Genomic DNA, 15,287 nt, shown 5'->3' with positions numbered 1-15,287 from the left:
TGAAAACCCATGTTGTATGATTCACAACATGGGTTTTTTATTCAACAAAAGGGGCCACTTATTGGAATAAGGGGATTGCTCAATAGTATAGTATTTGAAATAATTGGTATAGTCAGATGGTTATTCATTAAATAGAGAGTGTGATATCGAGGTGAAATTATATGCCTAAAATTGACAATATGTTAGCCATTCTATGGATGCTTCGTTCAGGTGAAAAAATTACTGCAAAACAAATTTCAGAAAAGTTAGAGATGAATATAAGGACGGTGTATCGTTATATTGATGCCATTTCTACAAGTGGCGTACCGATTGTTTCAGAACCAGGACATAACGGTGGATACTCTTTATTGAATCATTTTATTGAGGCTCCGCTTTTTTTTGATGTTGAGGAGCAAACTTCACTCTTTCACGCGGCTGTTTTTGCAGAAGAAGCCGGATATTATGGAGGGGAAACACTCGATAGGGCCATTTCAAAACTAAGTAACTACTCGAACCAAGAGCAGGAAACAAAGGTAAACCAACATGTAACGAGTCTTGAAGTCATAAGTGGATTACGTTCAGCTTCTATTGAACCCTTCTTGAAGGAGTTGGAGCAGGCTATAGCTAACGGGTATTCAGTCAACATTCTTTATCATAAAAAAGGTGAAAAGCCATTACACGATCGATTGGTCGATCCGTACAGAATGATCTATTGGAATCATAAGTGGTATGTGATTGGATTTTGCCATCTTCGAAATGATATCCGCAGTTTTAGAATCGATCGAATGGAAAGTCTAACGCTAACCGAAAATACGTTTAACCGGCCAGAACATTTTTCGGCACGTGACTTTTTTATTAAAAACCTTCTTCCAACTATGGAAGATAAAAAAGGGATTACGTCTTTGGTTCTTCATGGGGATAAAAGTGCATTGGATGGTATCTGCCAACACTGGTTTTTAGGACATTATTTACAAGAACGCACTTCCAATCAAGCGGTGTTTCTTCTTGAAAAAGATGTGATCCATACATATGCACCTTATTTACTTTTACCGTACAATACATCGATTAAAGTGATTGAGCCAGTCAGTCTTAAGAAAAGACTGATTGAAGTTCTGTCGGAATTAATAGAATTTCATCAAGTATGAGAACTTCCCTGACGCTAGCTGTCAGGGAAGTTTTATTATAATGGCTATATCAATGGTGATGGGAGTGTGATTGGATGCAAACACAAAAAGCTTTTCTTTATGTATTTGATACAATGTCGGACTGGGAATATGGGTATTTAATGGCTGAACTAAACTCGGGAAGGTATTTCAAAAAAGATGCAGCACCTTTAAAAGTCATGACAGTAGGAGCTACTAAAGAAATGATTACGACGATGGGAGGACTGAGCATAAAGCCAGATATGTCCCTTGATGAATGGACTCTCCAGAGTAAAGATCTTTTAATTTTACCGGGAGGGACTACTTGGAGCGAAGAAATTCATCAACCCATCTTGGAAAGAGTTGGCCAAGCTTTAAAGCTCGGCATGATTGTGGCTGCTATTTGTGGTGCAATTGAGGCCCTTGCCAATATAGGATACTTAGATACTAGAAAGCATACCAGTAATAACTTGGAATATACTAAAATGGTATGTCCTCACTATAAAGGAGAAACATTCTATGAGTCGGGACCTGCGGTAGCTGATGAGAATTTAGTTACTGCATCAGGAATAGCTCCTCTGGAATTTGCAATGGAGGTACTGAAAAAAATAGGTGTATTTACACCAGATGCATTACATGCATGGTATAACCTAAATAAGACTCATAAACCTGAATACTTCTTCCAGTTAATGAATTCAATAAAGAAATGAAGTAACTCTATTTAGATTTGGTAGGAAGGGAATTGTTTAAATTGACTAGAATATGTATGTAACAACAACTCATAACTAATAAAAGGTGGATTCGAAATGGATAAAAGAGTTCAATTCGATTTTGAGATCGAATTTACTAATGGCGGTGGTTTACAAGGGCAGGAATTCAGGCTTGATATTGATGGAGATGACATTACTGACGAAGAGTTAGCAAAGTATATTGTAGAGGATATGAGATTGCTAATGGTTGGTGAAGTTAGAATATTAAACAAAAAAATAATTAATGAAAAACATAAACGAAGACCTGCTAATGAGTGGTCTGAGCTATAATCTCAAGCAAAATACAGGCGAGATTCATACGTTGATTTTTTGAACTTTGGAAAGAGCAATTATTAAAAAGGGTGCACAATTTTAGATTGAACTGCAAACATATTCAACAAACGGCTGCATGTAGAAAGGGAAATGCATTTTACATGATGAAAAATCCACTGTTTTTATTTAAAGGATATTGAAGTTCTAAATTAATCATATATTCAATATTAAAATAAGGGAGGGATTTTCATGAAAATTGAAGGAGTCTGGCTTCCGATTATAACCCCTTTTCACAATGGGAAGGTCGATATAGAATCATATTCAAAATTAGTTGATTACTATGTAAACCAGGGGATTTCAGGATTAATCCCATTAGCTACAACTGGTGAAAGTCCTGCGATTGAGGAAGATGAATTTGAAATGGTGCTTGATAAAACACTTGAAGTAGTCAACGGACGCATTCCTGTTTTCGTCGGTCATGGAGGGAATTACACCAAAAAGGTAATCAAACAACTAAAAGTAGTAGAAAAATATAAAGTAGATGGCATATTGTCTGTTTCCCCATATTACAACCTGCCGAGCCAAGAAGGGATTTACCATCATTTTCTACAAATCTCAGAAGCAACGGATTTAAATATAATGATTTATAACGTTCCTTATCGGACAGGACGCAACATGGATAATGAAACCGTTTATAAATTAGCAAAATGTCAAAATATTATTGGAATAAAAGATTCTGGCGGTAACTTGAAACAATCCCTAGAATTATTGATGAATCCAATAGAAGGATTTTCCAATCTTACAGGTGAAGATGTTTCTTATTACCATCACTTGACTTTAGGTGGTCCAGGTGGAATTTTAGCCTCTTCACATTTGGCGACAAGGGACTTCTTGGATATCTTTAAATTGATCCAAGAAAATAATCATAATGCCGCGTTAAAAGTATGGAAAAAGATATACCCGATTACGACTCTTCTGTTTCAGGAGACAAATCCAGCACCTTTGAAGTATATTCTTTATAAAAAAGGATTGATACAATCTCCTGAAACCCGATTACCGGTTACGGGGACGACAAAAGAATTGAATAAGAAATTAGATACATTGATTTCTTCCTCATAAAAATTATAAATAAGTGGTGGGATACATTAATGAACCCTAATTAGTGTTCAACAATCGGTGACTTTAATGGAATAAACAAAAGGGAACTTCTGAAAATGGAAGTTCCCTTAATTTTCTTTAAAAATCAACAATATTATTTAATATAACCTAGAATTAAACAAGGTAAATTGTTATCTGGAAGATTAAGAATATTTAGGATAGGGAGGCTGTGACACAATGGGTAAGCTGACTGTAAAAGAACTCAACTCAAAGGGTGAAATATTAAAAGCATTTTCAGTAATGAGCCAATTACGAACCCATTTAGATGAAAATACGTATCTAGAATTAGTTCTTGAAGCTAAAGATATTGATAGGTACAGGTTAGTTGCATTAGTTGATGGAGATGAGATAGTAGCCGTCGCTGGTTTTAAGCCAATGACTACACTTTATTATGGAAGATTTGTGTGGGTTTGTGATCTAGTTACAAATCAAAATTATCGCTCAAAGGGGTACGGTGAAAAATTGCTATCTTGGGTAAATGACTGGGGAAAAGAGAATGATTTTGAAAGTGTAGCGTTGTCATCAGGATTAAATCGTACAGATGCCCACCGTTTTTACGTTGATAAAATGGACTATGAGAAAGTAAGTTATGTATTTAAAAAATCATTTAAGTAATTGGCGAAATTGGTTTGGTGCTCTTCCCTCTAGAAGTTTAGACAGCAAGTAATATCGCGGAAACAAGTCTTGCACAAACGGGGGGATAACTGAAGATCTAAACTCCGCTCCCTCTCTAACACTTTTTTCTATCAAATTATTTATAAGCAATTTATCTACACCTTACTAGCGATCACCAAACTCATTGAACAGAGCATAATCGCAGCATCAGTAACTAAATAGTAAACGAAAAGACTCTTCTTAAAAATAACCACCCCACGCGTAAAAACTCTTTGTATGGAAACCCTATAAATGTTAAAATAGTAATAGACAGATAATAAAAACAATTTTTATTATTTAAAATTGTAATCGTTTACATATGCGGAGGTGCTTCTTATGTTATTAGGGAAAAAGAGAAAACTGGGAAGAAAAATCGAGGAAATGACGATTGGAGAAAAGCTGACCCTTACAGAAAAAATAGAAGATAACGAACTGCTTCTCTACCTTGGGCTCACAAACGATGCCAATCCATTATACATCCAGCATGATTATGCTTCTCAGACGCCATTCAAAAAGCCGATCGTTCCATCAATCATGTTAACGGGCATCATCACTTCAGCCGTTTCGAAATATCTGCCGGGTCCAGGCTCTCATATCGTAGAGCAAAACATTGAATTCCCTAAGCCGGTCTATCATTACGCAACAGTACAATTCCTGTTTGAAGTGACGGAAGTGGATCCCCACACTCATTTGGTAACGATCGAAGTATCAGCTACCAATGAAGAAGATGAGAAGGTCATAAACGGGATAATCAAGGTTTGTCCGCCTCACCGCTTAGAGAAAATGAATAGCCATGCATTAGAAAACTTCTAAACAACTTAAGGAGGCTGAGACAAAAGTGTTTTAGCCTAAGTAAAACCCGAACCAACCTGCTTCCCAGTAGGCAGATTGGTTCGGGTTTATTATTTATATTCATCCATTTGTTTTAAGCTGTTTCCAGCGGTTGATTGGAGTGCAAGACGAAGACTCCTGCGGGAAATGTAGCTTATGTGAGACCCCGCAGGCTTGCCGAGGAGGCACACGGGCTACCCGCGGAAAGCGTAGTCTTGCACGGAAATCATTAGCGGTGTTAAGAACCCACACTTCTACTGTTCGTCCTCGAATCGTGGTTTTTTAGTTTTGTCCTAGCTCTTTTTATTATTCAAAAAATGATAAAGAAAGCGCGTGAAGTGCATCATATAATAGAAAAGAACAAACTCTGGACTGTTTAGTAACCTACGGCAAGAAAACTAAAAAGTGTTAAATCTCTTTAAATGATGGTAAGCCCCGAGATTTATATTATAATGAAAGTACAATTACATAATTACGTTGGATGTTGGGGTTAATTTTCTTTTGTATGGAGGCACTATAAATGAGCAAAAAAATCTTGGTAGTCGATGATGAACAATCTATTGCAACACTCTTAAAGTACAATCTTGAGCAATCCGGTTATGCCGTTACAACGGCACATGATGGTGAAGAAGGCAGGGATAAAGCGATTGAGCAATCCCCTGACTTGATTATTCTTGACCTCATGCTTCCTTCCATGGATGGAATCGAAGTGTGTAAAGAGCTGAGACAAAGGAAGATTAATATCCCCATTCTTATGTTAACGGCTAAGGATGACGAATTTGATAAAGTTCTTGGGTTGGAGCTTGGGGCAGACGACTATATGACCAAGCCGTTCAGTCCACGCGAAGTGGTTGCCAGGGTCAAGGCGATCCTCAGACGCAGCCAGGCCATTCAGCAAGCGGCAGAACCTGCCCAGGAACCGACCGATTACAAGGAAGTCGGGGAATTAAAGGTGTATCCTGAACAATATGAGGCGTATTTCCAAGGGGAATTACTGGAATTGACACCCAAGGAATTCGAACTTCTATTATACTTGACGGACAATAAAGGCAGAGTATTGACGAGAGATCAACTGCTGAGTGCGGTATGGAACTATGATTTCGCAGGGGATACGAGAATTGTGGATGTGCATATCAGCCATCTGCGGGAAAAAATTGAATCCAATACGAAGAAGCCCACCTATATCAAGACCATTCGGGGTCTGGGATATAAATTGGAGGAGCCTAAAAATCGATGACCAAGTTTAGAACAAAACTTCTTTTTGCTCTAATCACACTGATCATCGCTGTATTAATAGGGCTTGGTTTACTTCTAGGTCAAATCTTCAAGAATTTCTATCTGGATACATTTAACTCCCGTATTCAGAAAGAAGCAAGGTTATTGGCTAATTCCATTGAGGAAAACGGGACACCGAAAGAAATCAATCCGGACATGATCAAAGAATTGAGTGACATATTGGATGTCAGGATTACCATCCTAGATAAATCAGGGAGTGTAGTCCATGATACGGAAACATCGGAATCACTGGTTGGTCCTCAGCAAAAGAGGATCATCAATGAAATCCAGGAGAACTGGGATGTAAAGCAAAAGCATAGAAAACTTGTGACTTCGGGTGTAGAGTACAGGTATTATTGGTACCCCCTTAAGGGGGAGAATAAGCAATTAAATGGACTGCTTATCATGAGTACCGAGGTAGAAGCCTTCGAGAAAGGGATACAGCAAATTTGGTTTGTGCTATCCATTTCCCTGGGTCTCGCGTTAATTCTCATTATCATATTGGGATCGAGAATTACGGTAAGGTATACAAAGCCCATTGAATCGGCAACGAATGTGGCAATGGAGCTCGCCAAAGGGAATTATCGGGCAAGGACATACGAAGACCGCCTGGATGAAACGACTATGTTAAGTACCTCCATTAACATTCTCGCCCGTAATCTGCAGGAAATGGTGAATTCACAGGAAATGCAGCAGGATCGCTTGACGACGCTGATTGAAAACATGGGAAGTGCCCTTTTGTTGATTGATCATCGGGGATTTGTTGTATTGACGAACAAGACGTTCAGGGATTTCTTTAATCTGAAAGAAAGTCAGTTGAAAAAAGTCAGATACCATGAGGTCATTCACTATCAGGAAGTCAATAAGCTTGTGGAAGAAATCTTCATGACTGAGGAACGGTTAAGAAAGCAGATCCTTCTTCCTCATAAAATAGAGCGCAAGCATTATGAAGTATATGGGGCGCCAATCATCGGTCATAACGATGAGTGGAAAGGGATTGTCGTGGTCTTCCATGACATCACGGAACTCAAAAAACTTGAGCAAATGAGAAAAGACTTTGTGGCGAATGTTTCTCATGAGTTGAAAACGCCGATCACCTCCATCAAAGGTTTCTCGGAAACGTTATTGGATGGGGCGATGAATGATCCGGATACGTTAAAATCTTTCTTGGATATCATCCTGATGGAAAGCGACCGCCTTCAATCTCTTATACAAGACCTGTTGGAATTGTCCAAGATTGAAAAACAGGGATTCGAGCTTACCCTGCAAGAGGTCGAGGTTGCTGCCCTCATTGAAGACGTGATTCCGATTCTGAAAGAAAAAGCGAAATCAAAAGACATTTCTCTTCAAACCTCCTTTGATTCAAGGGGGATTGCGGAAGTGGACTCCTATCGATTAAAGCAAGTTTTTATTAACTTGATCAGCAATGCCATTGTTTACACTCCTAAAGGCGGAGATGTCCTGATTTCAGTGATGGAAGATAAAGAAAGAGTTCATGTTAGCGTCAAGGATAATGGCATGGGAATCAGTAAAGAAGAACTTCCACGTATTTTTGAACGTTTTTACCGCGTGGACAAAGCAAGAAGCCGTAATTCTGGCGGAACCGGCTTAGGTTTAGCCATTGTGAAGCATATTATTGAAGCCCATGAAGGAAGTATTGAAGTGGACAGTGAAGTGAATGAAGGCACGACGTTCACAGTCTCCTTATATAAACAGGCTCCAAACTATTCGTTTGGGGAAGATAGGAGAAATTCTTAGTAAGTTTACAATTATTTTACATTGGATTTACAATAGGTTTAAATCCTGTTAATAAAAGGGTGTTACGATACTAAGTGAAACCCCTTCATCCAAGGTGTTAAGAAAAGGCGAGAACTAACCCCGTTCTCGTCTTTTCGCTTTTAATTTTGAAAGCGTTACCTTCAAAGTCGGTGCTTGTGTAGGTCGAAACTTTACGTGCCGGCTTTATGCATCCACTTTTCCCTCAAGCTATTACTTTCTTTCAATAGTAAACCACCTTTATTTGTCATCTTCTCTTAATGTTCTTGAAACCTTTTTGTAGTAAGTCCGTATATCTTAGTAGGCACTTAATAAGATATAGAGATAGAAAAGGGAGGGTGCATATGACTTTAAAACGAATTTACATGGTGACAGGGATGGTTGTGGCAGCGATCATTTTGATCGTTGTGTTATTGACTTCCTGGTATACCGTTGATGAATCGGAACAGGCGCTTGTATTGACCTTTGGAGAAGCGGGAGAGCCGGTTGTTGAGCCTGGGCTGCATTTCAAAATGCCGTGGCCAATGCAAACCGTTGAAGTCCTATCGAAAGAAACCTTCAGTCTTCAATTCGGCTATGAAGAAAAGGACGGGAAGATAAAAGATTTCCCTAAAGAAACGAAGATGATCACCGGAGATGAATATATCGTTCTCGCCGATCTCGTGGTTCAATGGAAAATCACGGATCCTGAAAGTTACTTATTTAACTCTGACAACCCGAAAGAAATCCTTTACGATGCCACCTCATCTTCATTAAGAAGCATTATAGGAAGCTCTTTGATAGATGATGCGTTAACGTCGGGGAAAGCTGAAATCGAGGCAGACGTGAGGGATTTATTAACCACCCTCATTGATGATTACGATATTGGTATTTCCATACTCGCAGTCAAATTACAGGATGTGGAGCTGCCGAATGCAGAGGTTCGCTCAGCCTTTACAGCGGTGACGGACGCAAGGGAAACGATGAACACGAAAATCAATGAAGCAAAGAAATACCGGAACCAACGGTCAAATGAAGCCCAAGGTGAAAAAGATGCGATCATGTCAAGGGCAAAAGGGGATAAGATTGCACGTGTGGAACAGGCCCGCGGGGATGTAGCCGTATTTGATAAGCTATATAACGAATACAAATCGAATCCTGAGATCACAAGGAAGCGTCTTGTGCTTGAAACACTGGAGAATGTCCTGCCGAATGCGGAAATCTACATTATGAAGGATAGTGGAGAAACGTTAAAGTACTTCCCGATACGACAGCTTGAAAATCAAAACGCCCCGGTGAAGCAGGAAGGGAGTGAAGAGAATGAGTAATCAAAACGTCTTCGACATCAATCAGAAAAAGAAAGAACCCATCGAATGGAAGCGTTATACAAAATTAGGAATATTCCTAGTCATTCTCGCTGCCGTCCTTCTCCTGCTGTTTACCAGTCTCTTCATTGTCAAAGAAGGAGAGTATAAAGTGGTCCGTCAATTCGGGGAAGTAGTGAGAATAGACAAAGAACCCGGTTTGAAATATAAGATCCCGTTCATTCAGTCTGTCACGACCCTTCCTAAGCATCAAATGACATATGATGTAACGGAAGCCGAGATCAATACGAAAGATAAAAAACGGATGCTTATCGACAACTATGCCGTATGGCGCATCGAAGACCCTCTAAAAATGATCAAAAATGCAAGAACAGTGATCAATGCAGAAACGAAAATGGAAGAGTTCATCTACTCTGTCGTCAGGTCAGAGCTTGGTCAGCTGGAGTATGATGAGATCATCAATGATGAAAAGTCTTCCCGTGGGAGCTTAAATGACCGAGTGACCGCAAAGGTGAATGAGCTGCTGGAGCGGGATGGATATGGCATTGTCGTTCAGGATGTTCGCATGAAGCGTACAGACTTACCGGAAGCAAATGAAAATTCTGTTTATACACGCATGATTTCAGAACGTGAATCAAAGGCTCAGGAATACCTCTCCATGGGGGATGCTGAGAAACAAAGGATCACGGCTGAAACAGATCGTGAAGTGAAAGAGCTGCTGGCAAAAGCAGGGGCAGACGCCAATGTCATCAGGGCAGAAGGAGAATCGGAAGCGGCACAGATTTACAACAAATCGTTCTCCAAGGATCCCGACTTCTATGACCTATATAAAACGTTGGAGACTTATAAGAAAACAGTGGATGATAAAACGGTCATCATTTTACCATCCGACTCCCCATATGCAAGGCTGTTGATGGGGTATACGGAGTAAATAAGAAACTCTTGAAGATAGGGGTAATCCCATTCTTCAAGAGTTTTTTGAACTTAGGCCGATTTTCCAAAAGGTTGTTGATAGGATCGCATTGTCCTTTTAATGATTATAAGGTCCCCATTTTTCCTTTCATTCCCCAACATGATAGAATAAACATATAGAAACAGAAGCCTTTACAGGAGGTACTTACATGTCCAAAAAATTAGTATTGATTGACGGCAATAGCATTGCTTACCGTGCATTCTTTGCACTGCCTTTGTTGAATAACGATAAGGGTGTACTTACAAATGCAGTGTATGGATTTACCACCATGCTGCAAAAAATATTGGAAGACGAAAAACCATCACATATTTTAGTCGCGTTCGATGCCGGAAAAACGACCTTCAGACATAAGACATTCACGGAATACAAAGGCGGCAGACAAAAGACGCCACCGGAATTGTCAGAGCAGTTCCCATATATCCGCGAGCTGTTGGATGCTTACGGAATTAAACGCTATGAAAAAGAAAACTATGAAGCGGATGATATTATCGGAACGCTCTCTCTACAGGCGGAATCTGACGGGTTTGAGGTAAAAGTGTATTCCGGGGATAAGGACTTGACACAGTTAAGCTCCAAGACTACGACGGTTTGTATTACGAGAAAGGGCATAACGGATATCGAAGTGTACACCCCGGAGCATATAAAAGAAAAGTGGGAAATCACACCTGATCGCATCATCGATATGAAGGGCCTGATGGGGGATAGCTCAGATAATATTCCAGGCGTGCCGGGTGTAGGTGAGAAAACGGCGATCAAGCTCTTAAAAGAATTTGATTCCCTTGAAAAGCTGCTTGACTCCATCGATCAGGTCAGTGGGAAAAAGTTAAAAGAAAAGCTCGAAGAAAATAAAGAACAAGCGATCATGAGTAAAGAGCTGGCGACCATCCTCAGAGAAGCCCCGATCGAAATTGGAGTGGACGAGTTGAATTATGATGGAATGGATGAAGGGAAACTGAAGGAAGTTTACCGGGATCTAGGATTCAACTCTTTACTTGAGAAAATGGGTGAAACCGTTCAGGATGAGCCACAGGAACTCGATGATATCTCCTTTGAAATAGTCGAAACCATCAAAGAAGAACATCTTACAAACGAGAGCTCATTATACATCGAAATGCTAGAGGAGAATTATCACCTCGGAGAAGTAATCGGGATGAGCCTGCACAATGAGAAAGGCACGATTTTCTTTACACTTGAAACCGCATTGAATTCAGAAGCCTTTAAGGATTGGGCTGAAAATGAAAGCGCAGCGAAATATGTTTACAATTCGAAGGAAACCGTGGTTGCTTTAAAAAGACAAGGAATCGATATGAAAGGGATTGAGTTCGATCTCCTGTTAGCGTCCTATATTATTAATCCTTCCGAATCCAGTGAAGACTTCGCTTCCATCTCAAAAGGACACGGTCAGCCTTCGATCGAATCGGATGAAGCGGTTTATGGAAAAGGTGCGAAGCAGAAAATTCCTTCTACTGACATTCTATCAGAGCATCTTGCACGAAAAGCATTCATTCTTCATGAGTTAAAGAACACTTGCATGGAAGAGTTGAAAGAAAATGATCTCTATGAATTATTTACCGAGTTAGAATTACCACTTGCTCTTATTTTGGCCGAGATGGAATTCACTGGCGTCAAAGTGGACCAGGAGCGTTTGCTCGCCATGAAGGATGAATTAGCTCACCGCTTGGAAGAATTAGAAAAGAATATCCATGAACAAGCCGGCGAAAGCTTTAACATCAATTCTCCGAAGCAGCTTGGTGTGATCCTTTTTGAAAAACTGGGATTACCGGTCGTGAAGAAAACAAAAACCGGTTATTCCACTTCTGCTGACGTACTTGAAAAACTTCAGTCCAAGCATGAAATCATTGATCATATCCTGCATTACCGTCAGTTAGGGAAGTTGCAATCCACTTATCTAGAAGGGTTATTGAAGGTTGTCCATAAAGATTCGAGTAAGATTCATACACGATTCAACCAGGCCCTTACACAAACAGGCCGGTTAAGCTCGACAGACCCTAACCTGCAAAATATCCCGATCAGGCTTGAGGAAGGGAGAAAGATCCGCCAGGCGTTCATTCCTTCTGAAAAAGGCTGGGTGATGTTCGCTGCTGACTATTCTCAAATTGAGCTCCGTGTACTTGCTCATATTGCCAAGGATGAAAAATTAGTGGAAGCCTTCAGGAACGATATGGACATCCATACGAAAACAGCGATGGACGTCTTCGGGGTGGCGAAGGACGAGGTCACATCCAATATGAGAAGACATGCGAAAGCCGTTAACTTCGGAATCGTCTATGGAATCAGTGACTACGGTCTTTCTCAAAGCTTGGATATCACACGTAAAGAAGCAGGGGAATTCATTAAGAAGTATTTAGAAAGCTTCCCTGGGGTAAAAGAATACATGGATGACATCGTTCAGGATGCAAAGCAGAAAGGGTATGTCACGACCCTCTTGAATCGACGACGTTACCTCCCTGAAATCACGAGCCGTAATTTCAATCTGAGAAGCTTCGCTGAACGTACAGCGATGAACACGCCGATTCAAGGAAGTGCAGCGGATATCATCAAGAAGGCGATGATTGATATGGCAGCGCGATTAAAAGAAGAAAATCTTCAATCCCGATTATTGTTACAGGTACATGATGAATTGATCTTTGAAGCACCTGAAGAAGAAATTGAAGTATTGAAGAAGATCGTTCCTGAAGTGATGGAAAATGCAATGGAGCTGGAGGTTCCGTTAAAGGTCGATTACTCATACGGCCAAACGTGGTACGACGCGAAATAGTAGAGTTTTTAGAAGGAGGTGGCGGCATAGTGCCTGAGCTGCCTGAAGTAGAAACGGTCAGAAAGACGCTTGAGCTTCTTGTGATTGGAAAGAAGATCAGGGACGTGTCGGTTTTTTGGCCTAAAATGATTAAAAACCCGGACGAATCCAAAGAATTCGTTCATAGCCTGAAGGGGCAGGAAATTCTTGAAATGAGAAGAAGAGGGAAATTCCTAATCTTTTATTTAAACGACGTTGCCCTTGTTTCTCACTTGAGAATGGAGGGGAAGTATAACTTGTCCGATAGTGGGGATCCCATTGAAAAGCACACCCACGTCATCTTTCATTTTACGGATAACACGGAACTCCGATACCGTGATGTCCGGAAGTTCGGAACGATGCACCTATTCAGGAAAGGGGAGGAATTGCTCCATCTTCCCCTCCTGCAGCTGGGACCGGAGCCATTCCAAACCGAATTTACAACAGGCTACTTAACAGAGAAGTTGAGCAAGACAGAAAGAATTGTAAAAGCCACATTATTAGATCAGACGGTTCTTGTGGGACTGGGGAACATCTATGTAGATGAAGCATTATTCCGTGCGGGTATACATCCCGACCGGAAGTCGAAATCCCTATCACAGGAAGAAATTGAGCGGCTCCACCAGGAAATCATCCGAACATTGGAAGAAGCGGTTGAAATGGGTGGAAGTACGATTCGATCCTACGTAAATTCCCAAGGACAAATGGGGATGTTCCAACAGAACCTCTACGTATATAGTCGGAAAGAAGAACCTTGCCGTAAATGTGGTACCCCCATTGAGAAGAAGGTTTCAGCAGGGAGGGGGACACACTATTGTCCCGATTGCCAACGTTAGAGTGAACAATTAACATCTGATAAGCCCTTACCATATAGTATTGTAATGATTTTTGGGAGGGCTATTAGATGAGTGAAACAATCTCCTTATTACTGCTGGCGTTTGCTGTAAGTCTAGATAGTTTTAGCACCGGTTTAACCTACGGATTACGAAAAGTGAAGATCCCTACAAAATCAATCAGCATCATATCCATTTGTTCGGCAAGCTCTTTATTGGTAGCCATGTTGCTTGGTCAAACCATCGGGGCCATCATCACACCGGTTTGGGCCGGCAGAATCGGCGGCCTGATTCTGGTTGTAATAGGAGCGGCCGTACTGTACCAGTTCTTCAGACCGGAAAAAGAAACGGTATTATCCCAAGAAAAGACGTTGATTAACTTTGAGATTAAATCCATAGGATTGGTGATCCAAATTTTAAGAAGGCCGTTAACGGCAGACTTTGATAGATCGGGTACGATAACAGGAATCGAGGCATTCATGCTTGGAATCGCCCTATCTCTCGATGCATTCGGTGCCGGAATTGGTGCCGCGTTATTAAGTTTCTCGCCATTATTACTTACGTTGGCAATCCTGGTGATGAGCTTCACGTTCTTATTCTCAGGATTGAAGCTTGGAGAATTCTTCTCTCATTTACGGTGGATTCACCGAGTATCATTTATTCCAGGGGTTCTCCTGATCCTTATAGGGATCCTGCGGTTTTAGTGGCTGAGGTAGAAAGGAATTCGATAATGGCAACCATAATAGGATTGACAGGTGGCATTGCAAGCGGTAAAAGTACAGTGTCCACTATGTTAAATGAAAAAGGATATACGATAATAGACGCCGATCTTGCCGCCCGTATGGTGGTTGAGGTTGATCAGCCTGCTTATCTAGCGATTGTGGAAGAATTCGGTGAACACATACTGCACGATCACGATTCAACCATCAATCGGGAAAAACTCGGTCAAATCATCTTTAACTCAGAAGAAAAACGAAAAAAGCTGAATGGCATCGTGCATCCTGCCGTCAGAAGCATGATGCTTGCACATAAGGATGAAGCTATTGCAGCTGGTGAAAACACCATTTTCATGGATATCCCGCTTTTATTCGAAAGCGATTTGACGTGGATGGTTGATCGCACGCTCGTGGTATACGTCAACGAAGAAACCCAACGATCCCGTCTGATGGAACGCAATCACTTTACACGGGAAGAAGCACAAGCACGCATCGCTTCCCAATCCCCCTTAAAGGACAAAGCAAACCTTGCCGACGCAGTCATCGACAACAACGGATCCCTGCATGAGACCAAGGAACAGCTTGAAACCCTTCTCGTGGATTGGAATCTAAAACCATAAAAAAAGACTAATGGGCCGACAAGGAATTCCTTGCCGGCTTTATTATTTGGTCCACTATTGAACTAATGCTTATGACAATCTATATTTGATTTATTGGTTTGCGTTTGGGACAAACTCTAAAGGTATCTATAGAAGTTTTATTATGTTTGTCCGTCAAAATGTATAGTTAGTAAATATGTATCAGCACAGAGTGGATTGCAGCGGAAG

Annotated in this window: 14 protein-coding genes; all 14 read left to right on the top strand. The window is 40.8% G+C overall.

The window, feature by feature from the left end:
- Positions 1-161: 161 nt before the first annotated feature.
- The gene (locus tag TV75_RS13245; RefSeq protein ID WP_044339271.1) at positions 162-1,124 is read left to right on the top strand and encodes a helix-turn-helix transcriptional regulator; all 963 of its coding nucleotides are present in this window, start codon (positions 162-164) and stop codon (positions 1,122-1,124) included.
- A gap of 74 nt (positions 1,125-1,198) precedes the next feature.
- Complete coding sequence (locus TV75_RS13240; RefSeq protein WP_044339270.1) at positions 1,199-1,831, top strand: type 1 glutamine amidotransferase family protein; 633 nt, start codon at positions 1,199-1,201, stop codon at positions 1,829-1,831.
- 96 nt (positions 1,832-1,927) lie between these two features.
- On the top strand, positions 1,928-2,161 hold the full coding sequence (locus TV75_RS13235) for a hypothetical protein (protein ID WP_044339269.1): 234 nt from the start codon (positions 1,928-1,930) through the stop codon (positions 2,159-2,161).
- 231 nt (positions 2,162-2,392) lie between these two features.
- Positions 2,393-3,262 carry a 4-hydroxy-tetrahydrodipicolinate synthase gene (gene dapA / locus TV75_RS13230; protein WP_044339268.1) on the top strand — a complete coding sequence of 290 codons (870 nt, stop codon included), beginning with the start codon at positions 2,393-2,395 and terminating at the stop codon, positions 3,260-3,262.
- 216 nt (positions 3,263-3,478) lie between these two features.
- Positions 3,479-3,916 (top strand): GNAT family N-acetyltransferase, encoded by a 438-nt coding sequence (locus TV75_RS13225; protein ID WP_044339267.1) that lies wholly within the window; start codon positions 3,479-3,481, stop codon positions 3,914-3,916.
- 375 nt (positions 3,917-4,291) lie between these two features.
- Positions 4,292-4,768: a MaoC family dehydratase gene (locus TV75_RS13220; protein WP_044339266.1), complete on the top strand. Its 477-nt coding sequence runs from the start codon at positions 4,292-4,294 to the stop codon at positions 4,766-4,768.
- A gap of 538 nt (positions 4,769-5,306) precedes the next feature.
- Complete coding sequence (locus TV75_RS13215; RefSeq protein WP_044339265.1) at positions 5,307-6,023, top strand: response regulator transcription factor; 717 nt, start codon at positions 5,307-5,309, stop codon at positions 6,021-6,023.
- Complete coding sequence (gene pnpS, locus TV75_RS13210; RefSeq protein ID WP_044339264.1) at positions 6,020-7,819, top strand: two-component system histidine kinase PnpS; 1,800 nt, start codon at positions 6,020-6,022, stop codon at positions 7,817-7,819. The genes TV75_RS13215 and pnpS overlap by 4 nt, the downstream gene beginning before the upstream one ends.
- Positions 7,820-8,181: 362 nt before the next feature.
- The gene (gene hflK / locus TV75_RS13205) at positions 8,182-9,144 is read left to right on the top strand and encodes an FtsH protease activity modulator HflK (protein WP_044339263.1); all 963 of its coding nucleotides are present in this window, start codon (positions 8,182-8,184) and stop codon (positions 9,142-9,144) included.
- On the top strand, positions 9,137-10,072 hold the full coding sequence (hflC, locus tag TV75_RS13200) for a protease modulator HflC (RefSeq protein ID WP_044339262.1): 936 nt from the start codon (positions 9,137-9,139) through the stop codon (positions 10,070-10,072). The genes hflK and hflC overlap by 8 nt, the downstream gene beginning before the upstream one ends.
- 190 nt (positions 10,073-10,262) lie before the next feature.
- Positions 10,263-12,893: a DNA polymerase I gene (gene polA, locus TV75_RS13195; RefSeq protein ID WP_044339261.1), complete on the top strand. Its 2,631-nt coding sequence runs from the start codon at positions 10,263-10,265 to the stop codon at positions 12,891-12,893.
- 29 nt (positions 12,894-12,922) lie between these two features.
- Positions 12,923-13,747 (top strand): DNA-formamidopyrimidine glycosylase, encoded by an 825-nt coding sequence (gene mutM, locus TV75_RS13190; RefSeq protein WP_044339260.1) that lies wholly within the window; start codon positions 12,923-12,925, stop codon positions 13,745-13,747.
- Positions 13,748-13,815: 68 nt separating this feature from the next.
- Entirely contained in the window at positions 13,816-14,448 is a 633-nt protein-coding gene (gene ytaF, locus TV75_RS13185; RefSeq protein ID WP_044339259.1) for a sporulation membrane protein YtaF, read from the top strand.
- 26 nt (positions 14,449-14,474) lie between these two features.
- Positions 14,475-15,080, top strand: coding sequence for a dephospho-CoA kinase (gene coaE, locus TV75_RS13180; protein WP_044339258.1), 606 nt, complete (start codon positions 14,475-14,477; stop codon positions 15,078-15,080).
- The last annotated feature ends 207 nt before the right edge of the window (positions 15,081-15,287 follow it).

The sequence above is a fragment of the Rossellomorea aquimaris genome (assembly GCF_000935355.1).
Taxonomy (GTDB): domain Bacteria; phylum Bacillota; class Bacilli; order Bacillales; family Bacillaceae_B; genus Rossellomorea; species Rossellomorea aquimaris_B.
Note: the sequence above shows the minus strand (reverse complement) of the source record. Positions and strands in the feature narration are given on the sequence as shown.

Bases quoted from the DNA above. Each gene is read 5' to 3' on its own strand.
- TV75_RS13245 (WP_044339271.1), top strand. From the start codon at position 162: ATGCCTAAAATTGACAATATGTTAGCCATTCTATGGATGCTTCGTTCA.
- TV75_RS13240 (WP_044339270.1), top strand. From the start codon at position 1,199: ATGCAAACACAAAAAGCTTTTCTTTATGTATTTGATACAATGTCGGAC.
- TV75_RS13235 (WP_044339269.1), top strand. From the start codon at position 1,928: ATGGATAAAAGAGTTCAATTCGATTTTGAGATCGAATTTACTAATGGC.
- dapA (WP_044339268.1), top strand. From the start codon at position 2,393: ATGAAAATTGAAGGAGTCTGGCTTCCGATTATAACCCCTTTTCACAAT.
- TV75_RS13225 (WP_044339267.1), top strand. From the start codon at position 3,479: ATGGGTAAGCTGACTGTAAAAGAACTCAACTCAAAGGGTGAAATATTA.
- TV75_RS13220 (WP_044339266.1), top strand. From the start codon at position 4,292: ATGTTATTAGGGAAAAAGAGAAAACTGGGAAGAAAAATCGAGGAAATG.
- TV75_RS13215 (WP_044339265.1), top strand. From the start codon at position 5,307: ATGAGCAAAAAAATCTTGGTAGTCGATGATGAACAATCTATTGCAACA.
- pnpS (WP_044339264.1), top strand. From the start codon at position 6,020: ATGACCAAGTTTAGAACAAAACTTCTTTTTGCTCTAATCACACTGATC.
- hflK (WP_044339263.1), top strand. From the start codon at position 8,182: ATGACTTTAAAACGAATTTACATGGTGACAGGGATGGTTGTGGCAGCG.
- hflC (WP_044339262.1), top strand. From the start codon at position 9,137: ATGAGTAATCAAAACGTCTTCGACATCAATCAGAAAAAGAAAGAACCC.
- polA (WP_044339261.1), top strand. From the start codon at position 10,263: ATGTCCAAAAAATTAGTATTGATTGACGGCAATAGCATTGCTTACCGT.
- ytaF (WP_044339259.1), top strand. From the start codon at position 13,816: ATGAGTGAAACAATCTCCTTATTACTGCTGGCGTTTGCTGTAAGTCTA.
- coaE (WP_044339258.1), top strand. From the start codon at position 14,475: ATGGCAACCATAATAGGATTGACAGGTGGCATTGCAAGCGGTAAAAGT.